This window comes from Glutamicibacter sp. NPDC055354 (genome assembly GCF_053644955.1).
In genome coordinates this window covers 284,041-303,327 of sequence record NZ_JBSHMB010000002.1, presented here as the reverse complement: position 1 = coordinate 303,327, position 19,287 = coordinate 284,041, and the positions used below count along the sequence as shown (strand labels likewise).

At 61.1% G+C, this 19,287-nt stretch carries 16 protein-coding genes and 1 tRNA gene; 5 read left to right on the top strand and 12 right to left on the bottom strand.

Features of this window, described 5'->3' with window-relative positions; translation table 11 throughout:
* Window positions 1-118: 118 nt before the first annotated feature.
* From ACWICV_RS11625 to ACWICV_RS11615, 3 genes are all read right to left on the bottom strand, one after another.
* Complete coding sequence (locus tag ACWICV_RS11625; protein ID WP_332499429.1) at window positions 119-1,099, bottom strand: ribose-phosphate diphosphokinase; 981 nt, start codon at window positions 1,097-1,099, stop codon at window positions 119-121.
* Window positions 1,100-1,171: 72 nt separating this feature from the next.
* On the bottom strand, window positions 1,172-2,623 hold the full coding sequence (gene glmU / locus ACWICV_RS11620; protein ID WP_388024133.1) for a bifunctional UDP-N-acetylglucosamine diphosphorylase/glucosamine-1-phosphate N-acetyltransferase GlmU: 1,452 nt from the start codon (window positions 2,621-2,623) through the stop codon (window positions 1,172-1,174).
* Window positions 2,624-2,756: 133 nt separating this feature from the next.
* Window positions 2,757-2,831, bottom strand: a tRNA-Gln gene (locus tag ACWICV_RS11615).
* 197 nt (window positions 2,832-3,028) lie between these two features.
* Here ACWICV_RS11615 and ACWICV_RS11610 point away from each other — a divergent pair.
* Together ACWICV_RS11610 and ACWICV_RS11605 are read left to right on the top strand one after the other, a co-directional pair.
* On the top strand, window positions 3,029-4,819 hold the full coding sequence (locus ACWICV_RS11610) for an ABC-F family ATP-binding cassette domain-containing protein (RefSeq protein ID WP_105661906.1): 1,791 nt from the start codon (window positions 3,029-3,031) through the stop codon (window positions 4,817-4,819).
* Window positions 4,820-4,929: 110 nt separating this feature from the next.
* Window positions 4,930-5,208, top strand: a complete 279-nt coding sequence (locus ACWICV_RS11605; RefSeq protein WP_332503802.1) for a putative quinol monooxygenase — start codon at window positions 4,930-4,932, stop codon at window positions 5,206-5,208.
* Here the strand turns inward: ACWICV_RS11605 and ACWICV_RS11600 are convergent.
* The 7 genes from ACWICV_RS11600 to ACWICV_RS11570 all read right to left on the bottom strand — a co-directional run bounded on the left by ACWICV_RS11600 (window position 5,195) and on the right by ACWICV_RS11570 (window position 11,749).
* Window positions 5,195-5,695 carry a GNAT family N-acetyltransferase gene (locus tag ACWICV_RS11600; RefSeq protein WP_332727320.1) on the bottom strand — a complete coding sequence of 167 codons (501 nt, stop codon included), beginning with the start codon at window positions 5,693-5,695 and terminating at the stop codon, window positions 5,195-5,197. The genes ACWICV_RS11605 and ACWICV_RS11600 overlap by 14 nt on opposite strands.
* A 16-nt stretch (window positions 5,696-5,711) precedes the next feature.
* Window positions 5,712-5,891 (bottom strand): hypothetical protein, encoded by a 180-nt coding sequence (locus tag ACWICV_RS11595; protein WP_332727321.1) that lies wholly within the window; start codon window positions 5,889-5,891, stop codon window positions 5,712-5,714.
* 31 nt (window positions 5,892-5,922) lie between these two features.
* Window positions 5,923-7,293, bottom strand: a complete 1,371-nt coding sequence (locus ACWICV_RS11590; RefSeq protein WP_400342581.1) for an NAD(P)/FAD-dependent oxidoreductase — start codon at window positions 7,291-7,293, stop codon at window positions 5,923-5,925.
* Between the two features lie 154 nt (window positions 7,294-7,447).
* Entirely contained in the window at window positions 7,448-8,380 is a 933-nt protein-coding gene (locus ACWICV_RS11585; RefSeq protein WP_454091049.1) for a 4-(cytidine 5'-diphospho)-2-C-methyl-D-erythritol kinase, read from the bottom strand.
* A gap of 2 nt (window positions 8,381-8,382) precedes the next feature.
* Window positions 8,383-9,267, bottom strand: coding sequence for a 16S rRNA (adenine(1518)-N(6)/adenine(1519)-N(6))-dimethyltransferase RsmA (gene rsmA, locus ACWICV_RS11580; protein WP_454091048.1), 885 nt, complete (start codon window positions 9,265-9,267; stop codon window positions 8,383-8,385).
* Between the two features lie 100 nt (window positions 9,268-9,367).
* Complete coding sequence (locus ACWICV_RS11575; protein ID WP_400342578.1) at window positions 9,368-10,534, bottom strand: transglycosylase family protein; 1,167 nt, start codon at window positions 10,532-10,534, stop codon at window positions 9,368-9,370.
* 258 nt (window positions 10,535-10,792) lie between these two features.
* Window positions 10,793-11,749: a TatD family hydrolase gene (locus ACWICV_RS11570; protein ID WP_400342576.1), complete on the bottom strand. Its 957-nt coding sequence runs from the start codon at window positions 11,747-11,749 to the stop codon at window positions 10,793-10,795.
* Window positions 11,750-11,958: 209 nt separating this feature from the next.
* Here ACWICV_RS11570 and ACWICV_RS11565 point away from each other — a divergent pair, with 209 nt between their 5' ends.
* The 3 genes from ACWICV_RS11565 (at window position 11,959) to ACWICV_RS11555 (ending at window position 16,673) form a co-directional block, all read left to right on the top strand.
* A complete protein-coding gene (locus ACWICV_RS11565; protein ID WP_105657479.1) occupies window positions 11,959-12,921 on the top strand; it encodes an AAA family ATPase in 963 nt (320 codons plus the stop codon).
* A gap of 9 nt (window positions 12,922-12,930) precedes the next feature.
* Window positions 12,931-14,247: a DUF58 domain-containing protein gene (locus ACWICV_RS11560; RefSeq protein ID WP_454091047.1), complete on the top strand. Its 1,317-nt coding sequence runs from the start codon at window positions 12,931-12,933 to the stop codon at window positions 14,245-14,247.
* Window positions 14,248-14,327: 80 nt separating this feature from the next.
* Window positions 14,328-16,673, top strand: a complete 2,346-nt coding sequence (locus tag ACWICV_RS11555) for a transglutaminase family protein (RefSeq protein ID WP_454091046.1) — start codon at window positions 14,328-14,330, stop codon at window positions 16,671-16,673.
* 67 nt (window positions 16,674-16,740) lie between these two features.
* On the opposite strand, the gene ACWICV_RS11550 is transcribed toward ACWICV_RS11555, so the two are convergent.
* A complete protein-coding gene (locus ACWICV_RS11550) occupies window positions 16,741-18,228 on the bottom strand; it encodes an NAD-dependent succinate-semialdehyde dehydrogenase (RefSeq protein ID WP_105657476.1) in 1,488 nt (495 codons plus the stop codon).
* A 138-nt stretch (window positions 18,229-18,366) separates the two neighbouring features.
* Complete coding sequence (gene rsmI / locus ACWICV_RS11545; protein ID WP_105657475.1) at window positions 18,367-19,227, bottom strand: 16S rRNA (cytidine(1402)-2'-O)-methyltransferase; 861 nt, start codon at window positions 19,225-19,227, stop codon at window positions 18,367-18,369.
* Window positions 19,228-19,287: the final 60 nt, after the last annotated feature.

The window sequence follows — 19,287 nt, the reverse complement described above, 5'->3', positions numbered from 1 at the left end:
CATCTGAGTGGCATTCGTTCCGCAAAAGGTTCCTCTTACGGGCACTGTCAATGATCGCTTAACCGCCTCTGGCCGGCACCCGAAGGTGCCGGCCAGAGGCTTTGCGAAACGAGGGCTGCTAGGCGCGGCCGTCAAACAGGTTCGTGACCGAACCGTCGTGGAATACTTCCGAGATCGCGCGGGCGATCGTCGGGGCAATCGAGAGCACGGTCAGGTTCTCGAAACGCTTCTCTTCAGGGATTGGCAGGGTGTTGGTGACAACAACCTCGCGGGCACCGCAATCAGCCAAACGCTGGGCAGCCGGATCCGAGAAGACCGCGTGGGTAGCCGCGATGATGACGTCCTTGGCGCCAGCTTCCTTCAGCACGCGCACAGCGCCTGCGATGGTTCCGCCGGTGTCGATCATGTCGTCGATCAGGACCGCGATGCGGCCCTCCACCTGGCCAACCACGGTCTTGGACTCGGCCTGGTTAGGCACGGTCAGATCGCGGGACTTGTGGACGAAGGCCAGCGGGGTGCCGCCCAATCGATCTGCCCACTGCTCGGCAACGCGCACGCGGCCGGTGTCAGGGGAAACCACGGTGACTTCATTTACATCGACCTTGGACTTGATGTAGTCAGCCAGCAGCGGGAAGCCGAACAGGTGGTCCACCGGACCGTCGAAGAAGCCCTGGATCTGCGCGGTGTGCAGATCGCAGGAAATCACGCGGTCAGCACCGGCGGTCTTGAACAGGTCGGCAACCAGGCGGGCCGAGATCGGCTCGCGGCCGCGGCCCTTCTTGTCCTGGCGTGCGTAAGGGTAGAACGGTGCCACGACAGTGATGCGGCGGGCCGAAGCACGCTTCATCGAGTCAATCATGATCAGCTGTTCCATCAGCCAGTTGTTCGTTGGTGCTGGGTAGGACTGCAGCAGGAAAACGTCCTTGCCGCGAACCGACTCATCCGAACGCACGTAGATCTCGCCGTTGGCGAAGTCGTAGGCGTTCAACGGCAGCAGTTCGGTGTCGAGCTCCTTGGCTACTTCTGCAGCCAGCTCAGGGTGCGCACGACCGGTGGCCAGCACCAGCTTCTTGTCGACGTTATGGCTGATTTCACTCATGGGGTTTGCTTTCTCGCTCGCTTCGCTATCACGTATGAGGTTGTTGTCGAGGAAATGAAGTCTGTAGCTGAATTACTCGGAAGCCGAAGAGTTCAGCGAGGACTTGAACGCTGCGTCAGCCGAGGAGGTGCCTGGGCGCTTTTCCAGCGTCCACCCCTCGGAGTTGCGCTGCGGTGCCACAGACAGTGCCAAGGCACCGGCCGGGACGTTCTTGCGGACGATGGCTCCGGCTCCGGTGTAGGCGCCGTCCCCGATTTCAACCGGGGCAACGAATACGGTGTTGGAGCTGGTGCGCACATGCGAACCGATCTTGGTGCGGTGCTTCTTTTCGCCATCGTAGTTTGCGGTGATGTTGCCGCAGCCGATATTGGTGAATTCACCGATTTCAGCATCTCCGGCGTAGCCGAGGTGCGAGAGCTTGGAGCCACGGCCAATCGTGACGTTCTTGGTTTCGTAGAAGGCGCCGATCTTGCCATCCGCACCGAGGTCGGTGCCGGGACGCAGGTAGGCGAACGGGCCAACCGAGGCGCCATCAGCGATGCGCGAGTCGGTGGCGTCGGTGCGCTTCACGGTAGCGCGCTGGCCAACAACCACGTTGGTCAGGGTGCTGTCCGGGCCAACAGTGGCATTGGCGCCGATGATGGTCTCGCCGTGCAGCTGGGTGCCTGGCTTGAGGGTGGCGTCCTGGCCGATCATGACGTCAGCGTCGATCCACGTGGTCGCCGGATCAACGATGGTCACGCCCTGGCGCATCCAGAATTCGGTCTTGCGCTCGTTGTAGATGCGGGCCAGATTGGAAACCTGGACGCGGTCGTTGGCGCCCTCGATCTGCCAGCGGTCAGCGATCTGCGAGGAGGCGACGCGGCCACCGCGTGCGCGGGCGATGGCGAGCACATCGGTCAGGTACATTTCGCCCTGCGCATTTTCGGTGGTGACCTCGGTCAGCGCCGAACGCAGGATCTGGGCATCGAAAGCGTAGATGCCGGAGTTGATTTCCTTGATCAGCAGTTCTTCTGCCGAAGCGTCCTTCTGCTCGCGGATTCCTGCAACCTCGCCCTGTTCATCGCGCAGGATGCGGCCGTAGCCGTTAGGGTCATCCAATTCGGTGGTCAGCACGGTCACGGAGTTGCGGTTCGACTCGTGCGTAGCAACCAGTTCCTGGAGCACCTCGCTGGTGAGCAACGGCACATCGCCATAGGTCACCACAACGGTGCCTTCAAGCGATGGGTCCACAGCTTCCAAGCCCAACTGCACGGCGCGGCCGGTACCCGGGATTTCATCCTGGTCGGCAATGGTGATGGAAGGGAACTGTCCCAGAATGTGCTCTGCGACCAGATCGCGCTGGTGGCGGACCACCGCTACCAGGTTCTGCGGCTCCAACGCGGAAGCCGCGTAGAGTGCGTGGCCAATCATGGACCGACCTGCGATTTCATGCATGATCTTCGGCTTCGCCGATTTCATGCGAGTGCCAGCGCCGGCGGCTAGGACGATGACAGCTACTGGTGCGTTGACCTGATCACTCAAGTGCATTCTCCTGCAAATTGGATTCAAGGTTTTGGGCAGAGAAGTAAAACCTCAAAGCAAGTCTATCGCGAGCTTCGGGGTGCGCTGAAACTGGTTAAAAAATAAAAGCGCCACTTGCGTGACGCTTCATCATTGGTTCCGCCCCTAGGATTCGAACCTAGAATGCACAGCTCCAAAGGCTGGCGTGTTGCCATTACACCAGGGCGGAAAATGGCTTGCTCAGGTCATGCCCGACAAGCACGCTAATTATTCTGCCATGATCAGCCCAATGTGCGAAATCGCAAAACACCGTAGCAAAACTCACTTTTATTCTCTGCTTTAAACTGCCCAAGCCCCCTGGCACGGCACACGCTCAGATGGTCCCGCCAGGGCCTCGATTTGCTCCCGGAACGTAAAATGGAAATTGTGGCTCATTTACTCGGGGGCGAAGCCCTACATCTGGAATATCCCACCCATGTCGTTTTCGACTCGGTAACCATCGGCATTTCCGATGGCGACCGCATCGGCCTGGTGGGTCGCAACGGCGAAGGCAAGTCCTCGCTTCTCGGCATGCTCTCCGACAGGATCGAGCCCAACTCCGGGCGTGTTACCAAGCGCAACGGCCTGCGCGTGGGCGTGCTGGACCAGTCGGACACCCTGGATCCCGAAGCGACCGTGCACTTCTGCGTGGTGGGCGAGATGGACGACCACGAGTGGGCCGGCGAAGCGCGCATTCGCGACATCATCTCCGGGCTGGTTGCAGACCTGGACTGGGAAGCGAAGGTCAGCACCCTCTCCGGCGGCCAGCGCCGCCGCGTGGCTCTGGCCGCGCTGCTGGTGCAGGACTGGGACGTCGTCATCCTGGACGAACCGACCAACCACCTGGATGTCGAAGGCATCTCCTGGCTCGCCGAGCACATCAATAACCGCTGGTCCAAGAACGCCGGCGGCCTGATGGTCGTCACCCACGACCGCTGGTTCCTCGACGCGGTCTGCACCACCACCTGGGAAGTGCACGACCGCCTGGTCGAGCCCTTCGAGGGCGGTTACGCCGCCTACGTGCTGCAGCGCGTGGAACGCGACCGCATCGCCGCGGTCACCGAAAACAAGCGCCAGAACATGATGAAGAAGGAACTGGCCTGGCTGCGCCGCGGCGCCCCGGCCCGTACCTCCAAGCCGAAGTTCCGCATTGAGGCAGCCAACCAGCTGATCGCCGATGTCCCGCCGGCACGCAACCCGCTGGAGTTGCAGAAGATGGCCACCAGCCGGCTGGGCAAGGACGTCATCGACTTGCTGGACACGGAGGTCTCCTTCGGCGCCAAGCAAGTACTCAAGCCCTTCACCTGGCGCATCGGCCCGGGCGAACGCACCGGCCTGCTCGGTGCCAACGGTGCCGGCAAATCCACCTTGCTGGGCCTGATCGCCGGGACCGTGGAGCCAACTGGCGGCAAGATCAAGCGCGGCCAGACCGTGAAGCTGGCCGTGCTGGACCAGCAGTTCCGCGAACTGGAGCAGATCGGCCAGGACAAGGTCCGCGAAATCCTCGCCCGCTACCGCACCACGTTCAACGTGGATGGCAAGGACCTGACCCCGGCCCAGCTGCTGGAGCGCTTGGGCTTCTCCTCGGCACACCTGTCAACCAAGGTTGCTGAACTCTCCGGCGGCCAGCGCCGCCGCTTGCAGTTGCTGATGATCCTGATGGATGAGCCCAACGTGATGATCCTCGATGAGCCCACCAATGATGTCGATACCGACATGCTGGCGGCCCTGGAAGACCTGCTGGATTCCTGGCCCGGCACCTTGATCGTGGTCTCCCACGACCGCTACCTGCTCGAACGCGTCACCGACCAGCAGTACGCGATCCTGAACGGCAACTTCCGCCACGTGCCCGGCGGCGTGGACGAGTACCTGTTGCTGCGAGCTGCCGAAGGTTCCACTGGCGGGTCCAATCCTTCGCAGGCTTCTTCCGAAACTGCCGCCAAGCCTGCTGGCCCTTCGGGCGCAGAGCTGCGTGCCGCGCAGAAGGAACTGAATGCCAATGAACGCAAGGTCGGCCAGCTAGAGGAAAAGATCGCCAAGGTCCACGCCAAGATGGCCGATCATGACCAGAGCGACTATGAAGGGCTGGGCAAATTCACCGCTGAGATCAACGAGTACCAATCGCAGATCGACGAGTTGGAAGAGCGCTGGCTGGAACTGTCCGAGCTGCTCGGATAGCGCTTCTGCCTTGACGCAGGCGAAGGGCTCGGAAACTTTCGGTTTCCGAGCCCTTCGCTGATCCACTAGTTTTTGCCCCATCCGCCAAAGATCGTGGCAGACTGGCGAACATGGGAATTGTGATCATGGAGGGCCGGTTGCTGTGCGCGGACGCGGCTGAGGCTGAATTGGTGGAGAAATTGCTGCCAGAGCATATACGCCTCACCAAGGCGGAAAACGGCTGCATTTCTTTCTCTGTCACGCAAACCGGCGATCCCTGGGTCTGGCTGGTGCACGAGGAATTCGAAGACAGTGCCGCTTTCCAGGCCCACCAGCAGCGGGCCGCGAAGAGCGAATGGGGCCAGGCGACCTCCGGATTGCAACGAATCTACAAGATCAAGGGCTTATAGCCAGGTGCATTTTGAAGCCCACATGCGACGCGGTAAATCCTAGCCCCTCGTAAAAGCGGTGCGCGTCCTGGCGTTGCGCGTCGCTTGTCAGCTGGACCAGCGGAATTCTCTTGCTTTCGGCTTCGGAAATGGCCCAGCGGATCATTTCCGTTCCCAGGCCACCGCCGCGCAATGCGCTGGCCACGCGCACTGCCTCGATCTGCATCCGCTTCGCTCCCCTGCGCGCAAGACCCGGCAACATGGTCAGCTGCATCGTGCCGGCAATGGCTCCGTCATTGCCCTCCACCACGATCAGCGTATGCGCTGGGTCTGCGTGAATCTCGTTGAAAGCCTCCAGATACTGTTCCCCGGCGTCCCCAGCGTCCGCATGCTCTGCACGACGGATCTCATCATCTGCCATCAAGGCAATGATCTGGGCAAGATCCGTAGCCCGTGCTTCGCGCAGCAGGTAGTTCTGGCCGCGTGCCGACAAGCTGCAGGCGCCCATGGGCTCCTCGCGCACCTCAGGCACGGGCCCTGGGCGCACGCGCCGCACCCACCGAGAAGGCCATGACGATGATTCCGGCCGCTTGCAGTGCCCAGCCAAGAATTCCGGCCTGCATCAGCGTGATCATCAAGACGCCAGAAATAATGAGCACAAGTGCTAGTGCGCACACATAGATTCCACGTTTATCAAGTCCCATGGCCACAGCCTATGCCCCAGTGTGCCAGCGCTCAAGGCTTTCCGGTGATTCTATCGGCCAGCACGGCCAGCGGCGAGGAGCTCCCCCGCCCCTTCAGTTCGCTTCGATCTGCGGCACCATAGGCTGCATAGAGCCCCTTGGTTGCCAGCCAGCGCAGTGGTTCCGGCTCCCATTTGCGCACCTGGTGATTGACCCACGGCAGATTGGCCAATTCAGTGCTTTCCCCGAGGATCAAGTCGCGCAAGGTTCGTCCGGCCAGGTTCGCTGCGCCGACCCCGGTGCCGACATAGCCGCCGGCCCAGCCCAGTCCGGTCGCCGGGTCCAGCCCGACGGTAGCGGCCCAGTCCCGCGGCACGCCCAGTACCCCGGACCAGGCATGATCGATTCTCGAATTCCGGGTCTGCGGGAACATGCGGTGCAGAATTTCCTGCAGTCCCTCCACAGTGCTTTGCGGCGTCTGGCCATCGGCATCCGTGCGCGAACCATATTTATACGGCACTCCCCGGCCTCCAATGGCAATGCGGTTATCCGCGGTGCGCTGGGCATACATGTAGACGTGGGCGTAGTCCCCCAGCACCTCGCCGTTGTTCCATGCCAGTTCGTCCCAGATGGATGGAGCTAGCGGTTCGGTGGCAATCAAGGACGAATTCATCGGGAGCCACAAGCGCTTGTGTCCTGCTAGCCCGGCAGTAAACCCTTCGGTGGCACGGATGATGTACTCGGCGTCCAATGACCCACCGTCGAATTCGATGCGGCGTGCGCGCAGTGTGGTGGCGCGGGTGTTTTCATAGATCCGTACGCCGAGCCGCTCCACGGCTTCGGCGAGTCCGCGTACCAATTTTGCAGGATGGATTCTGGCCGCGTGCGGATGCCACAGCCCGGCCCGGGCATTGGCGACGTTGATCTTGCCTTGCGCTGCCTCGGCTTCCAGCAATTCGGTCTGCGTGTGTTCCCATTGCGCGTCGGCCATGGCATCGGCGCGCAAGCGCTTTTCCTGGGCAGGGGTGTAGGCAACTTCGAGTTCGCCGCCCTGCAGGATATCTGCATCGATCCCCTCGGCAGCGCACACCTCGATGACCTCGGCGACGGTCCGGTTCATGGCCAGCTGGAAGTCATTGACTGCTTGCCTGCCATGGGATTTCAGGTAGCGTTCGCGGCCAGCGGTGATGGTGTTGGTCAGCCATCCCCCGTTGCGCCCCGAGGCGCCGTAGCCCACGTGCCGGGCTTCGAGGATCGTGATGCGAAGATCCGTGTTGGCCTTGGCCAGGTAATAGGCGGTCCACAGTCCGGTGAACCCGGCACCGATGATGGCGACATCTGCGGTGCCCTGACCGCGTAATTGCTGGCGTGGCTCTGGCAGGCCGATGTCTTCCCACCAGTGCGAAACGTGTCCATTGAGCATGTTGTATTCCGCCCCAGATCCAAAATGAATGGCTCTCAATAATTGCTTTGGGATTCAGCCTAGGGCCGGGCCCAGGGCGCAACAAGAGGGGTGGCGGAAAATGATGCAAGAAATCCCTGCCCGGCCCAAGGCCAGACAGGGACTTCCGGAAAAATTATTCGGAAACGGTAATGTGCGCTCCGGCCGCTGGAGCGGTCACCGGGATGGTAGCGACGCCCACCTCATCGCCCAGCTGGGCCATGACCTCTTCAGCATGCTCGGCATCTTCGACCAGCAGAGCCAAGGTCGGCCCCGAACCGGAAACCATGGCTCGCAGGGCACCGGCGCCTTCTGCCATATCGCGCATGGTGCCTAGTTCCGGGGCAAGGGCCAAGGAAGCCTGGGTCAGGTCATTGGCCAGTACCTGGGCCAACGCTGGCGCGTCCGAAGCCATCAGCGCTTCGATGACCGCTGGATCGATTTCCTGCGGGACTTCGATCTCCGTGCCGGAACGCAAGCGATCGAGCATGCCATAGACTCGCGGGGTCGACAAGCCAAAGCTGGCCGGGATCAGCACCCAATGGGTCTTGGCACGAGTCAGCAACGGGGCAAGCTTGTCGCCGATGCCCAGGCCGATGGCGGCCCCGCCCATCAAGGCGAAAGGCACGTCAGCACCGAGGCGTGCGCCCAAGCGGCCGAGTTCTTCCCGGTCCAGCCCGGTTCCCCACAATTCGTTGCAGGCTACCAGCGTGGCCGCCGCGTCTGCAGAGCCTCCACCCATTCCGCCGGCGATCGGGACGCGCTTGGTGATGTGCAGGTTCGCTCCGAGGCTGCAGCCCGTGTGCTCGCGAAGCAGCTGGGCTGCCTGGTGCACCAGATTGCCTGCACCCAGCGGAAAGCTTTCCGGTTCGGAGACCACAGGGGAATTCGGTTCCAGGCTCAGCTGCAATTCCCCGTCGGTGCGCAGCGTCGCTTCAATCTGCTCGGCCAGGGAGACCGCGACGTAGAGGCTCGCCACTTCGTGGTATCCGTCTTCGCGAGGAGGACCGACCTTGAAGTAGCAGTTGATTTTGCCCGGTGCGGTCGCGATGACACGCTGCTTAGACATGCTCATGCCTCGCTAGCTGGAGCTTCAGCGGGAATATCCTGTGCGGCACGGGCAATGTCGATGTACTGGTCAATATCCAGCTTCTCGCCGCGTTCCTTCGGATCAATGCCCGCTGCTACCAGGATCTGTTCGGCACGAGCACCGGAGCCTGCCCAGCCGGAGAGGGCAGCACGCAGCGTCTTGCGGCGCTGGGCGAAGGCTGCATCGATGATGGCGAAGATTTCCTTGCGATCCGGGGCATCGCTGCGGTCCTTGTCGCGGGTGAACCCCACCAGGCCGGAGTGGATCTTCGGAGCTGGCCAGAAGACGTTCATGCCGATCACGCCAGCCTTGCGCATGGTTCCGTACCAGGCGCCCTTCACCGATGGGACGCCATAGATCTTATTGCCCGGGGTGGCGGCCATCCGGTCGGCAACTTCGTCCTGCACCATGACCAAGCCATTGCGGATGGACGGGAAGTGCTCCAGCAGGTGCAGCACCACCGGGACGGCAACGTTATAGGGAAGGTTGGCGACCAGCGAGGTTGGCTCGCCGGGAAGTTCGGTGACCTTCATGGCGTCGGAAAGGATCACGGTCAGATCGTCTTCTCGGCCAGGGCGGAACTCGGCCATGGTCTGCGGCAGTCGCTTTGCCAGGGGTGGATCGATCTCCACGGCCACGACCTTGGCGGCGGCATCCATGATGCCCAGGGTCAGGGATCCTAGGCCCGGGCCTACTTCCAGCACTGTTTCGGATGGGTCGACTTTGGCGGCGGCGACAATGCGGCGGATGGTGTTCCCATCGATCACAAAGTTCTGCCCCAGCGTCTTGGTAGGGCGGATTCCCAGCTCTTCGGCCAGACGACGGATTTCGGTGGCCCCAAGCAGCGGCAAAGATTCCTTAGACATCACAAATCCAATTCTAGTTCAGCTAGATTGATCCAAACATAACAACGCGACGCATCCACCGTGATGGTGGACGCGTCGCGTTGTTATTCGGCTTTTGCTTTTAGCGCAGGCCCAGCTTGGACGAGCACGATGGCCAGTGGCCCCAGCCACCTGATCGACGCAGCACTTCAGCTGCAGCGATCTGCTCCTGCGGAGTTGCCTGGTGCGGCAGCGGTGCGTACTTGGTGCCACCCACATTGCGCCACGACGATGCAGAGAACTGCAGTCCGCCGTAGTAGCCGTTGCCGGTGTTGATCGACCAGTTGCCACCGGATTCGCACTTGGCCAGGGCAGCCCAGGTCGAGGAGATGCTGCCCGGGGTTGGAGTGTTCTTGGAAGTTGAAGTTTCCTTCTTCTCTTCCTTGGTGCCGACACGGATTTCCTCGGCAACGGGCTTCTTGGTGACCTTGGACTTGAGGACTTCTTCCTCGCCCTTCTTGCCGTTGCGGGTTTCCTGGCGCAGGGTCAGCTCACGCTCGCCCTTCTTGCCTTCGGTCTTGACCTCGGTGTCGCCCTTATCCAGCGAGCTGTCCTTGACCTTCTTGGTCTCGAAGTCGATGTCGCGCGTTTCGTCCCAGGTCTTGACCGTAACGTCGATCACCTCGACAGTGGTGCCCGCGGCCAGCTTGACGCTGTCCTTGACGTCCTTGTCGGTTTCGTCCTTGATCTTGACGTTGATTTCGTCGTTGCCGTCGACCTTGATCTTCTCGTCGGCAAGCAATTGCTTGACGGTCAAGGCCGTCGTTGCGATTTTCTTCTTCTTGTCCTTGACGACCAGGGTCATTTCCTTGGGCGTGATGACATCCAATTCATCGCTCAAGGCTGCAAGCTGCATGTCCTCATCGAGGGAAACCTCGGAACCCTTGTCCAGGTCGAGCTGTTCGACCACGTCGGCAACGGTCATGCCGGTAGTGTGCACAACGCGCTCGGTGCCATCAACAGTTACTTCGATCGACTTGTTGCGCTTGATATCAACAAGCTGCTGGTCAGCAAGCTCGGAATCCAGTGCTGCGGAGATCTCGTCGCGCTCGGCCAAGGCAACGTCCTGCTGTTCCAGCAGTGCGCCAACGGTGGCAGCACGGGTGGTGATTTCCTGACGCTGGCCGTCCACCGACATGACGACCGATTTCTGGCCAGAAATATAGAAAACAGCACCGGCAATAACCACGGCTACGGCGAGCGCCTGAGCCAGGTATTTCACCCAGGTCTTCTTGAGCAAGTGAGTCACGGTAATGAGGTCCCCATCGTTTGTAGACCCAACTGCGGAAATCCTGTCAGGATCTCCGGTTGGGCCCGGCAGTGTTCGCTGCCTGTCCTTCAGTCAAAGTTGCGCCGTGTTTCCACTTGCAGCAAGGCGTGAGGATCAGGCTGTCCTGAACACACCGTGCCGAAAATAGGCGGGGGCGGTACCGGACATCTCATCCACCGTAACCGAATTGTTATATTTGTGGCAAGTATCCTGTAACGAGACACACAACCTCCGGGTCTAGAATTCTCCGTACACTTCTCGCGTATTCGCATCGATCCGGGTGCAGAATTCGGCCAGATCGATCCCCTTGCTTTCCGCCAAGAACCTAGTCGTGTACGGAATCATGTAGCTGGCGTTCGGGCGGCCCCGGAAGGGGTGCGGCGTCAAGAACGGTGCGTCGGTTTCCACCAGAAGCAGTTCTGGATCCGCCAGCGCCAAGGCCTCGCGAAGATCATGCGAATTCTTGAATGTCACAGTTCCGGAGAACGACATGTACCAGCCGTTGTCGTTGCAGATTCGGGCTAATGCCGCGTCCCCAGAGAAGCAATGGAAGACCACCTTCCCCGGCAATGGCGCGTCCTTGAGCACGCGAACCACGTCCTCATGGGCATCCCGATCGTGGATCTGCAGGGCCTTGCCCTGCTCCACCGCAATGCGCAGATGCTCCCGGAAGGAATGCTCCTGGGCGCCCCGTCCGTCTTCACCGGTACGGAAGTAGTCCAACCCGGTTTCGCCAATTGCACGCACCCGCGGATCCGCGGCAAGTTCTTCGATCCGCGCGATCGCTCCTTCCAGCTCCCCGCGTTCAGCCAGACGCGCGGCATCGTTGGGGTGAATGGCTACCGCGGCCAGGATATTCGAGTACTCGTTAGCTACCTGGACCGCGTATTCCGATGACTCCACGTCGCAGCCGACCTGGATCAGCCCTTTCACGCCAACAGCTGCCGCCGCCGCCAGGGCATCGGCAGCCGTGACCTTCACAGTTCCGTCAAGGAAATCCAGATGCGTATGGTTATCGACCACTGGCACTGGAAGCGCTTCTGGCGCTTCCGGGTACTGCAAATTGCGCTGGCTTCCGCCCTTTTCATTGCCAGAAGCACGCGATCGCTCCCCCTGCTCTGCTGCAGCGGCTTGCTCCGTCGGGCGGTAGGCCTCGGGAACCAGGGTGGGATCAGTGTGCTTCTTCTTGGACACGGTTATCCTTTGCGCGTGAATACTGGGATCGAATCTGTGGTTAATTGTGGCACCACTAGGGGTAGCAACAACAATCAGGTGCTCAGCTCCCGGTAGTTAGGCTCTGTTGCTGGACAAAAGATCCCCATATGATGTGATGCAAGACCCAATTGAATGAATGCCGCGGCGATCGATCTTGCCAACGATTCGTTCTTCAGGAGGAACCGCGCATGAGTGCAAACCGAACAGTGCCGTCGCTTGATTCGGCATTCCAGTCCAATTGCCAGCGCATTTTCGATGCTGTCCAGAGCGTCATCACCGGAAAGCCGGAGGCGGTGACTAGCGCATTGACGGTCCTGCTGGCACAGGGCCACCTGCTGGTGGAAGACGTTCCCGGGGTCGGTAAAACCATGCTGGCCAAGTCATTGGCGCGCAGCGTCAATGGTTCGGTGCACCGCATCCAGTTCACCCCGGACCTTTTGCCCAGTGACGTCACCGGTGTCTCGGTTTACTCCCCGCAGACTCACGAATTCACTTTCCATCCCGGACCGGTCTTCGCCAATATCGTCATCGCCGATGAAATCAATCGCGCGAATGCCAAGACCCAGTCGGCATTGCTGGAATGCATGGAAGAAAAGCAAGTCACCGTCGATTCGATCACCCATCGGCTGGAGCAGCCTTTCATGGTTGTGGCCACGCAGAACCCGGTGGAATCCGAGGGCACATTCGCCCTGCCCGAGGCGCAGCGTGACCGATTCATGGCACGGCTTTCGCTGGGTTACCCACAACGCGATGCCGAAATCACCATGCTCACCGGCCGGCACCAGTTCGACCCATTGGAAGCACTGCAAGCCGTGGTGCAGCTGGCTGATCTGGGATACATGATTGAGCAGGTTAAAGCGGTGACGGTCACCGAACGGCTAGGCGCCTACGTAGTGGATCTGGGCCGAGCCACACGCGAGCACCCGCAGGTGGCGCTGGGGGCCTCGCCTCGCGCACTGATTCAGTGGGTTCGCGCGGCCAAAGCCCATGCCGCGATTCATGGACGCGACCACGTCTTGCCAGAAGACGTTCGCAGCGTGGCCCAGATGGTGCTGAACCACCGGTTGATCCTGACCCGGCGAGCGGTTGCGGACGGCTTGGATGCCAGCGCCGTGATCCAAGAGCTTGTTGCCAGCACCCCCGTGAGCTAACGGGCAGCCATGGAGAAGATTCCCCGCTACGATTCGCGCGATGCCCTCTCCTGGACGCGCACCGAAAATTCGGCGACAGTCCTGCGGCGTTGGCACCTTGACCTGTTCACCGTGCGCGGTTGGTGCACTGCCGGAGCTGGCGGCCTGCTGGTGTTCGTGGCATATCTCCTGGGCCGGCACGAAATGATGGCTTTGGGCCTGGCCCTGGTGGCGTTGGCTTTGGCGAACTGGGGTTTGGCCTTGCGCCTGCGCGGACGCACGATTATCCACCGGGAGCTGCTCTCGGCGGTTCCCAGCGTTGGCGAGGTCAGCAAGTTCCGCTTGTCGTGTGCTGAGCGTTCCATCATCCAGGAACAATTGCCGGAGGATTTCGGGCCCGGCCCACGATTCCAGGCCCCGGGTTCCATCGAATACGAATTGGTGTTCCGCACACGCGGGATCCACCTTGTGGGACCAGCCCAGCAAATAGTCGTGGACCCCCTGGGGCTGATACAGGGAATGGTGCGCACCGGAGCGAGCCTGCAGATCCCCGTGCGTTCCCAATTGCACCGGTTGGATCGTTTCGCCCCGCTCGGCGAACGAACGCTCACTGGCGATGCGAAATTCTCCAGGAGCACCACCACCGACTACTACGATGTCGCGACGCGCGACTACCAGCAAGGCGACTCCGTCCGCCAGGTGCACTGGAAAGCCAGCGCTCGGCACGGAAAGCTCATGGTCCGCCAGGAAAACCACGTGGCAACCGCGCAAGCGCTTCTGGCCCTGGACACTTCCTTCGAGCATTGGAATCACAGCGGATCGGATCTGAGGATCTCGTTGCCGCAGGCTCACGCCGAAGCACTCACCAGCAGCCGCCGCTTTGAAAATGCGTTGTCGTTGGCCAGCAGCATCGGCCTGAGATATGCCACTAGCGGCTACCAGCTCGCCTTCCGGGACCTCACCGGGGCCGCGTTGGCGCAACGAGACCCGCAAAGCGTCTCCGAGCTCGGCGCGCTGAACAGTTTTGAAGACTTCCATGCCGCAACTTCGGACCTGGCCTTGGCCAACGGAACAGTTGAAGCCAACGGTTCCGAGATTCTGGGCAATACCCTGCGCAAGGAGCTCTTGGTGTTCCGCGAAGAACCGGTCATCATGATCCTCGGAGAGCTCACTGCGCCGCAGGCAGCTTGGCTGGCTACGCTCTCGCGCACCGTGCGCAATGTCGAGGTTTTCCTGCTGGTCAGCCACCCTGAACGCTATGGGCAGATACAACTTGAATTGGCTCGCACCAGCTGGAAAGTGCATATTCTTCCCGGCGATATGGCGATAGACGAGATGTGGGGATGATGAGCGCTGGCCGTGCTGGGGCAAGCACTCTAGCCCCGACTCCTGAAAATCCGGACCCGAGCGGTGGCTCGGCTCCCGCGATGCGGCTTCTGCTCGTGCGGGTTGTTGCTGCCTGCTGCCTGGCAGTCGCTGTATTAGCGGGTGCCGCCTCGCTGTCCGGGGTCATTGAAGGCTCCAGCTGGTTCCCGGCCTTGGTCCTCCCGGTCTTCGCCGTGCACCTGTGCGCCGGTCTGCTGCGCGCAGTCCGCCGCTTGCGCTGGAGTGCTGTTCCTGCTGCGGCAATCGTCGCCGTGGCATCCATTGCGCTCAGCGATGCCCGGGAAAGCAACATCTACGGTTTGCCTCTCGCCCAATGGGTCTGGAATGTGCTTGGTGAAGCGGGAATCCAGCTAGCTACCCAGGTGCCGCCGGTAGCCAATTCCCGCTCTGTGGCTTTCAGCGTATTGTGCTTCACTTTGGCAATCAGCCTGATCGTGGAAATGCTGGCCAGCTCGCGGCGCATGGCCATGCTGATCATCATTCCCTTGTCTCTGGCACCGATCATCGCGTCGCTGTTCAAGCAGGAAGGCGCCGGAATTGGCTATCTCGCGCTGCTGTTGTCGGCAGTGCTCGGCTATATTGCGCTGATTCCGTATCTCTTTGCCCCTGCATCTTCCAAGCATTCCCAAGTGATGCTTCCTGCGCCCAGGACGCTGGGAATTCTGGGTGTCAGCGTGATGGCCTGTGTCGGTGCCCTCTTGGCGGCCAGCATCTGGATGCCTGGTTTCCGCAGCGGCATGTTCTCCGAGGGGCAACGTCCTTCGGGTGATCTGCTGGCCAGCAATGTCGATCCGCTGATCAACCTCGGAAGAGACCTCCGCTCGAACAGCGGTGTTCCCATCCTGGACTACTACACAACTGCTGAAGAAGCGCCTTACCTGCGCACTCAGGTGATCAAGGATCTGTCCGCAGACCGCTGGGAACCAAGCGAAAGCGCCATGCAGCACACGCTTGATGGCACCTCCGCGGTGTCAACGAATTTCAGCACGTTCAACAGCACCGACGAAGTCTTGCGAATGACTTGGCCTGATGGCATCAGCAGTCCGGTCCTCCCTTTGCCCAACCAATCCTATTTCGTGCAGGGCATCGTCGGGGATTGGAACTGGACCTACGAGACCTCGGTGGCTAGGCTCACTGGCGACGCCATGGCATCGACCAACGACATTTCAGTGGCCTACGCGGATTTGGCCATCAGCACGCAAATGGTCCGCAACGTCGGGCACATGGGAGTCGATGCCAGCGACCAGCTGCCCGAGGAATACCTGCGTCTTCCGCAGGATCCTGACAACGGATTGGAACCGTTGCTGCAGCAAACCCTCGATGAGGTTTTCGGCAAGAAGGGGAAGCCTGCCAACGACATTGATACCGCCGTGGCTTTGCAGCATTTCTTCCGTTCCGGGAATTTCGTGTACTCCGAACGCACCCCGCTGCGCGAAGGCTACGACGGGGCCAATCGTCGAGTTGTTGAAGCATTCCTGGCCCGGCGCCAGGGGTATTGCGTGCACTTCGCCTCGGCGATGGCCCTGCTGGCTCGTGAAGCCGGAATCCCTTCGCGCATTGCCGTGGGGTATGCACCCGGTGAAGCCAGCGGAGACACTCTCGAAATCACCGGGGACACCGCCCAGAGCATGCTGGAACGGCGCCTGGAAGAAGGTACCGAGCTCACCGGATATACCGTCAGCGGGAAACAGTCCCACGCGTGGCCAGAATTGTATTTGAACGGGCTGGGTTGGATTCCGTTCGAGCCCACACCGGGTCGGGGCTACTCGCCAAGTTACGCGCCGGAACCAACTCCTACGTCGAACCCGCAAGAAAGCACTGCACCCCAAGTGCCCACCGAGCGCGGCAACCCGAGCCTGCCGGCCAGCGCCGCGCCTTCTGCGCCGGCACCGTCCGCAGATTCTGGGACCCAGGGCGCAAAGGCAGTGTGGCTGTTGCCAGCGGTCTTGTTGCTGGCCTTCCTCGCACTGGGTCTTGCTCCGTGGCGGCGCCATCGCCTGCGTGAGGAGCGGCTAGGACGCGTGCGCCGTGGCGGTGCTGATGCCGCTCCAGCTCTGCTGGCCGAGCTGCAGGCTATTGGGGCCGATTACCGGGGGCCGGCCGGCAGCCACGAGTCGGCCGGTGACTACACTACCCGGCTGGGCGAAGACCATCCCCAAGTCGCCAAGGATTTGCAGTCCCTGAAAACTGTCATCCAAGAGAGCTTCTACGCCAACAGGCATCCCAGCGCTGATGATGCCGCTCCGCTGCTTGACGCCTTGCACGCGATCCAGGGCAATTTGCGCGGCGAGCTGTCCTTTATCCAACGAATCAGGGCATTCTTGTTCCCTGCTTCGGTGCACCCGCGTCATTCGCGCTCGGAAGAATCCACGCGAATCGACATGTAGCCATCGGTTTAACCAGCCAAGGCCCGACCGGAAGAATCCGGCCGGGCCTTGGCGCGAGCTGGAGAATCTACTTCTTGGCTGCGTAAGGATCGGCAATGCCGATGTACTGCACGGTGGTGTATTCCTCCAGGCCTTCGGCGCCGCCTTCGCGGCCCAGGCCCGACTGCTTCACGCCACCGAATGGTGCCGCGGCGTTGGAGATCACGCCAGCGTTGAATCCAACCAGGCCGAATTCGATCTGCTCCGAAACACGGAACATGCGGTTGAAGTCCTGCGAGTAGATGTAGGAAGCCAAACCGTATTCGGTGGAGTTGGCCAGCTTAATAGCCTGGGCCTCATCCTTGAACGTGGTCACTGGTGCCACTGGGCCGAAGATTTCCTGGCTCAGGATCTTGGCGTCGTTGGCGACATTGGCCAGCACGGTTGGCTGGTAGAAGTAGCCCGGGCCGTCAACTGGCGCGCCGCCGGTGATGGCAGTCGCGCCGGCGGCGACGGCGGCTTCAACCAGCGAGTGGACTTCGTCGCGGGCCTTTTCCTCGACCAGCGGGCCTACCGTGGTGTCGGCTTCGGTGCCGCGTCCTGGCTTCAGGGCCTTCATCGCTGCAGCGAACTTGGCGGTGAATTCCTCGGCAACGTCCTCATGGACCAGGAAGCGGTTAGCAGCGGTGCAGGCTTCGCCCATGTTGCGCATCTTGGCTGCCATGGCGCCCTCGACAGCAGCATCCAGATCGGCATCCTCGAAGACGATGAATGGTGCGTTGCCACCCAACTCCATCGAGGTGCGCAGGACCTTGTCTGCGGCGTCCTTCATCAGCTGCTTGCCCACCGGGGTCGAGCCGGTGAAGGAAACCTTGCGCAGGCGGTCATCTTGCATCAGCGGGCCGGAGATCTTCGAGGCCGAAGCGCCGGAGACCACGTTCAGCACGCCAGCTGGAAGGCCTGCTTCCATCATCGTGGCCGCGAAAAGCTGGGAAGTCAGCGGGGTCAGCTTGGCTGGCTTGAGCACCATGGTGCAGCCTGCCGCTACTGCCGGGCCGACCTTGCGGGTAGCCATGGCCAGCGGGAAGTTCCATGGGGTGATCAGCAGGCATGGGCCAACCGGCTTGTGCTGGACCAGGACCTTGTTCTTGCCCTCGGGGGTGGTGAGGTAGCGGCCGTAGTGGCGTACGGCTTCTTCGGAGAACCAGCGCAGGAATTCGGCGCCATAGGTTACTTCGCCATAGGCCTCGGCCAGTGGTTTGCCCATTTCCAGGCTCATCAGCAGCGCAAAGTCATCCTTGCGCTCGGTGACAAGGTCGAAAGCACGGCGCAGGATCTCCGCGCGTTCGCGTGGTGCGGTCAGTGCCCATTCGGCCTGGACTGCGTCAGCTGCATCCAGTGCAGCCATTGCGTCTTCGCTCGTAGCACTGGCCAGTGTCAGCAGCTTCTCGCCGGTAGCCGGGTCGAGCACGTCGAAGGTGCCACCGTCGGAGGCATCCCTCCATTCGCCATTAATCAATAGGCCGGTTGGCACCTTGGCAAGCAGTTCCGCTTCGCGCTGGGCAGTAATCGACATACGAGCATCTCCTGATAGAAAATAATGAAAACTAATCGTCTTTGATGTCTACGCTATTCCTGGCAGGTGGTGGCTGTAAATTGCCGTCTGCACGATAAACGCGAGCATTCATTGTGCATTTAGCCTATGCGACTTCGGCTATTTTCCCGCTTCGTGACGTGCTGCCAGAACAGCTTCATAAAGCTCGCGTTTCTGCACGCCGAATTTTTCGGCCACTTCGGCCACGGCCTGCTTCATGCGCATGCCTTCCTCCACGAGGGCTGCAACCTTGGGAAGCAAATCCTCGATGGATGCGGCCTCGGCTTCCGGGGCTCCGTGGACCACCACAACAATTTCTCCGCGTACGCCATCTTCTGCCCATGCGCGCAGATTTGCCAGTGAATCTCGACGGACCTCTTCAAACTTCTTGGTCAGCTCGCGGGCTACGGCGGCCTGGCGGTCTTGGCCAAATGCTTCGATAGCGGCATCAAGGAAGTCGCTCAGCCGGTGAGGAGCCTCGAAGAACACCATGGTGCGATCTTCGGCGAGCAAGGAATCCAGGCGCTTGCGGCGTTCCCCCGCCTTGCGCGGCAGGAAGCCTTCAAAGGTGAAACGGCCAGTTGGCAATCCGGACAGGGCCAGCGCGGTGAGCACCGCAGAAGGGCCCGGTACCGCGGTGACACGGATGCCAGCACTCAAGGCAGCGGCCACCAATGGGTAGCCGGGGTCCGATACCGCCGGCATTCCTGCATCGGAAACCACCAGCACAGTCGCGCCCTCGGCGGCCAGGTCAATCACCTCGGAGAGCTTGTGAGCCTCGTTATGCTCATGCAGGCTCATCACCCTCGCAGTGATTTTAATGCCCAGGGCATGGGCCAGGTGGTGGAAGTTTCTGGTGTCCTCCGCGGCGATGATATCGGCACTGGCCATAATCTCCCGCAGACGCGGGGAGGCGTCGGACAAATTGCCAATCGGTGTGGCTCCCAGGACGATTACGCCCTCATTATCTGAGTTCTGCACATTCTTAAGCCTACGCGACGCAGGAAAAGCCCACTTTCTGGACTTTCCACCGGTAGCATG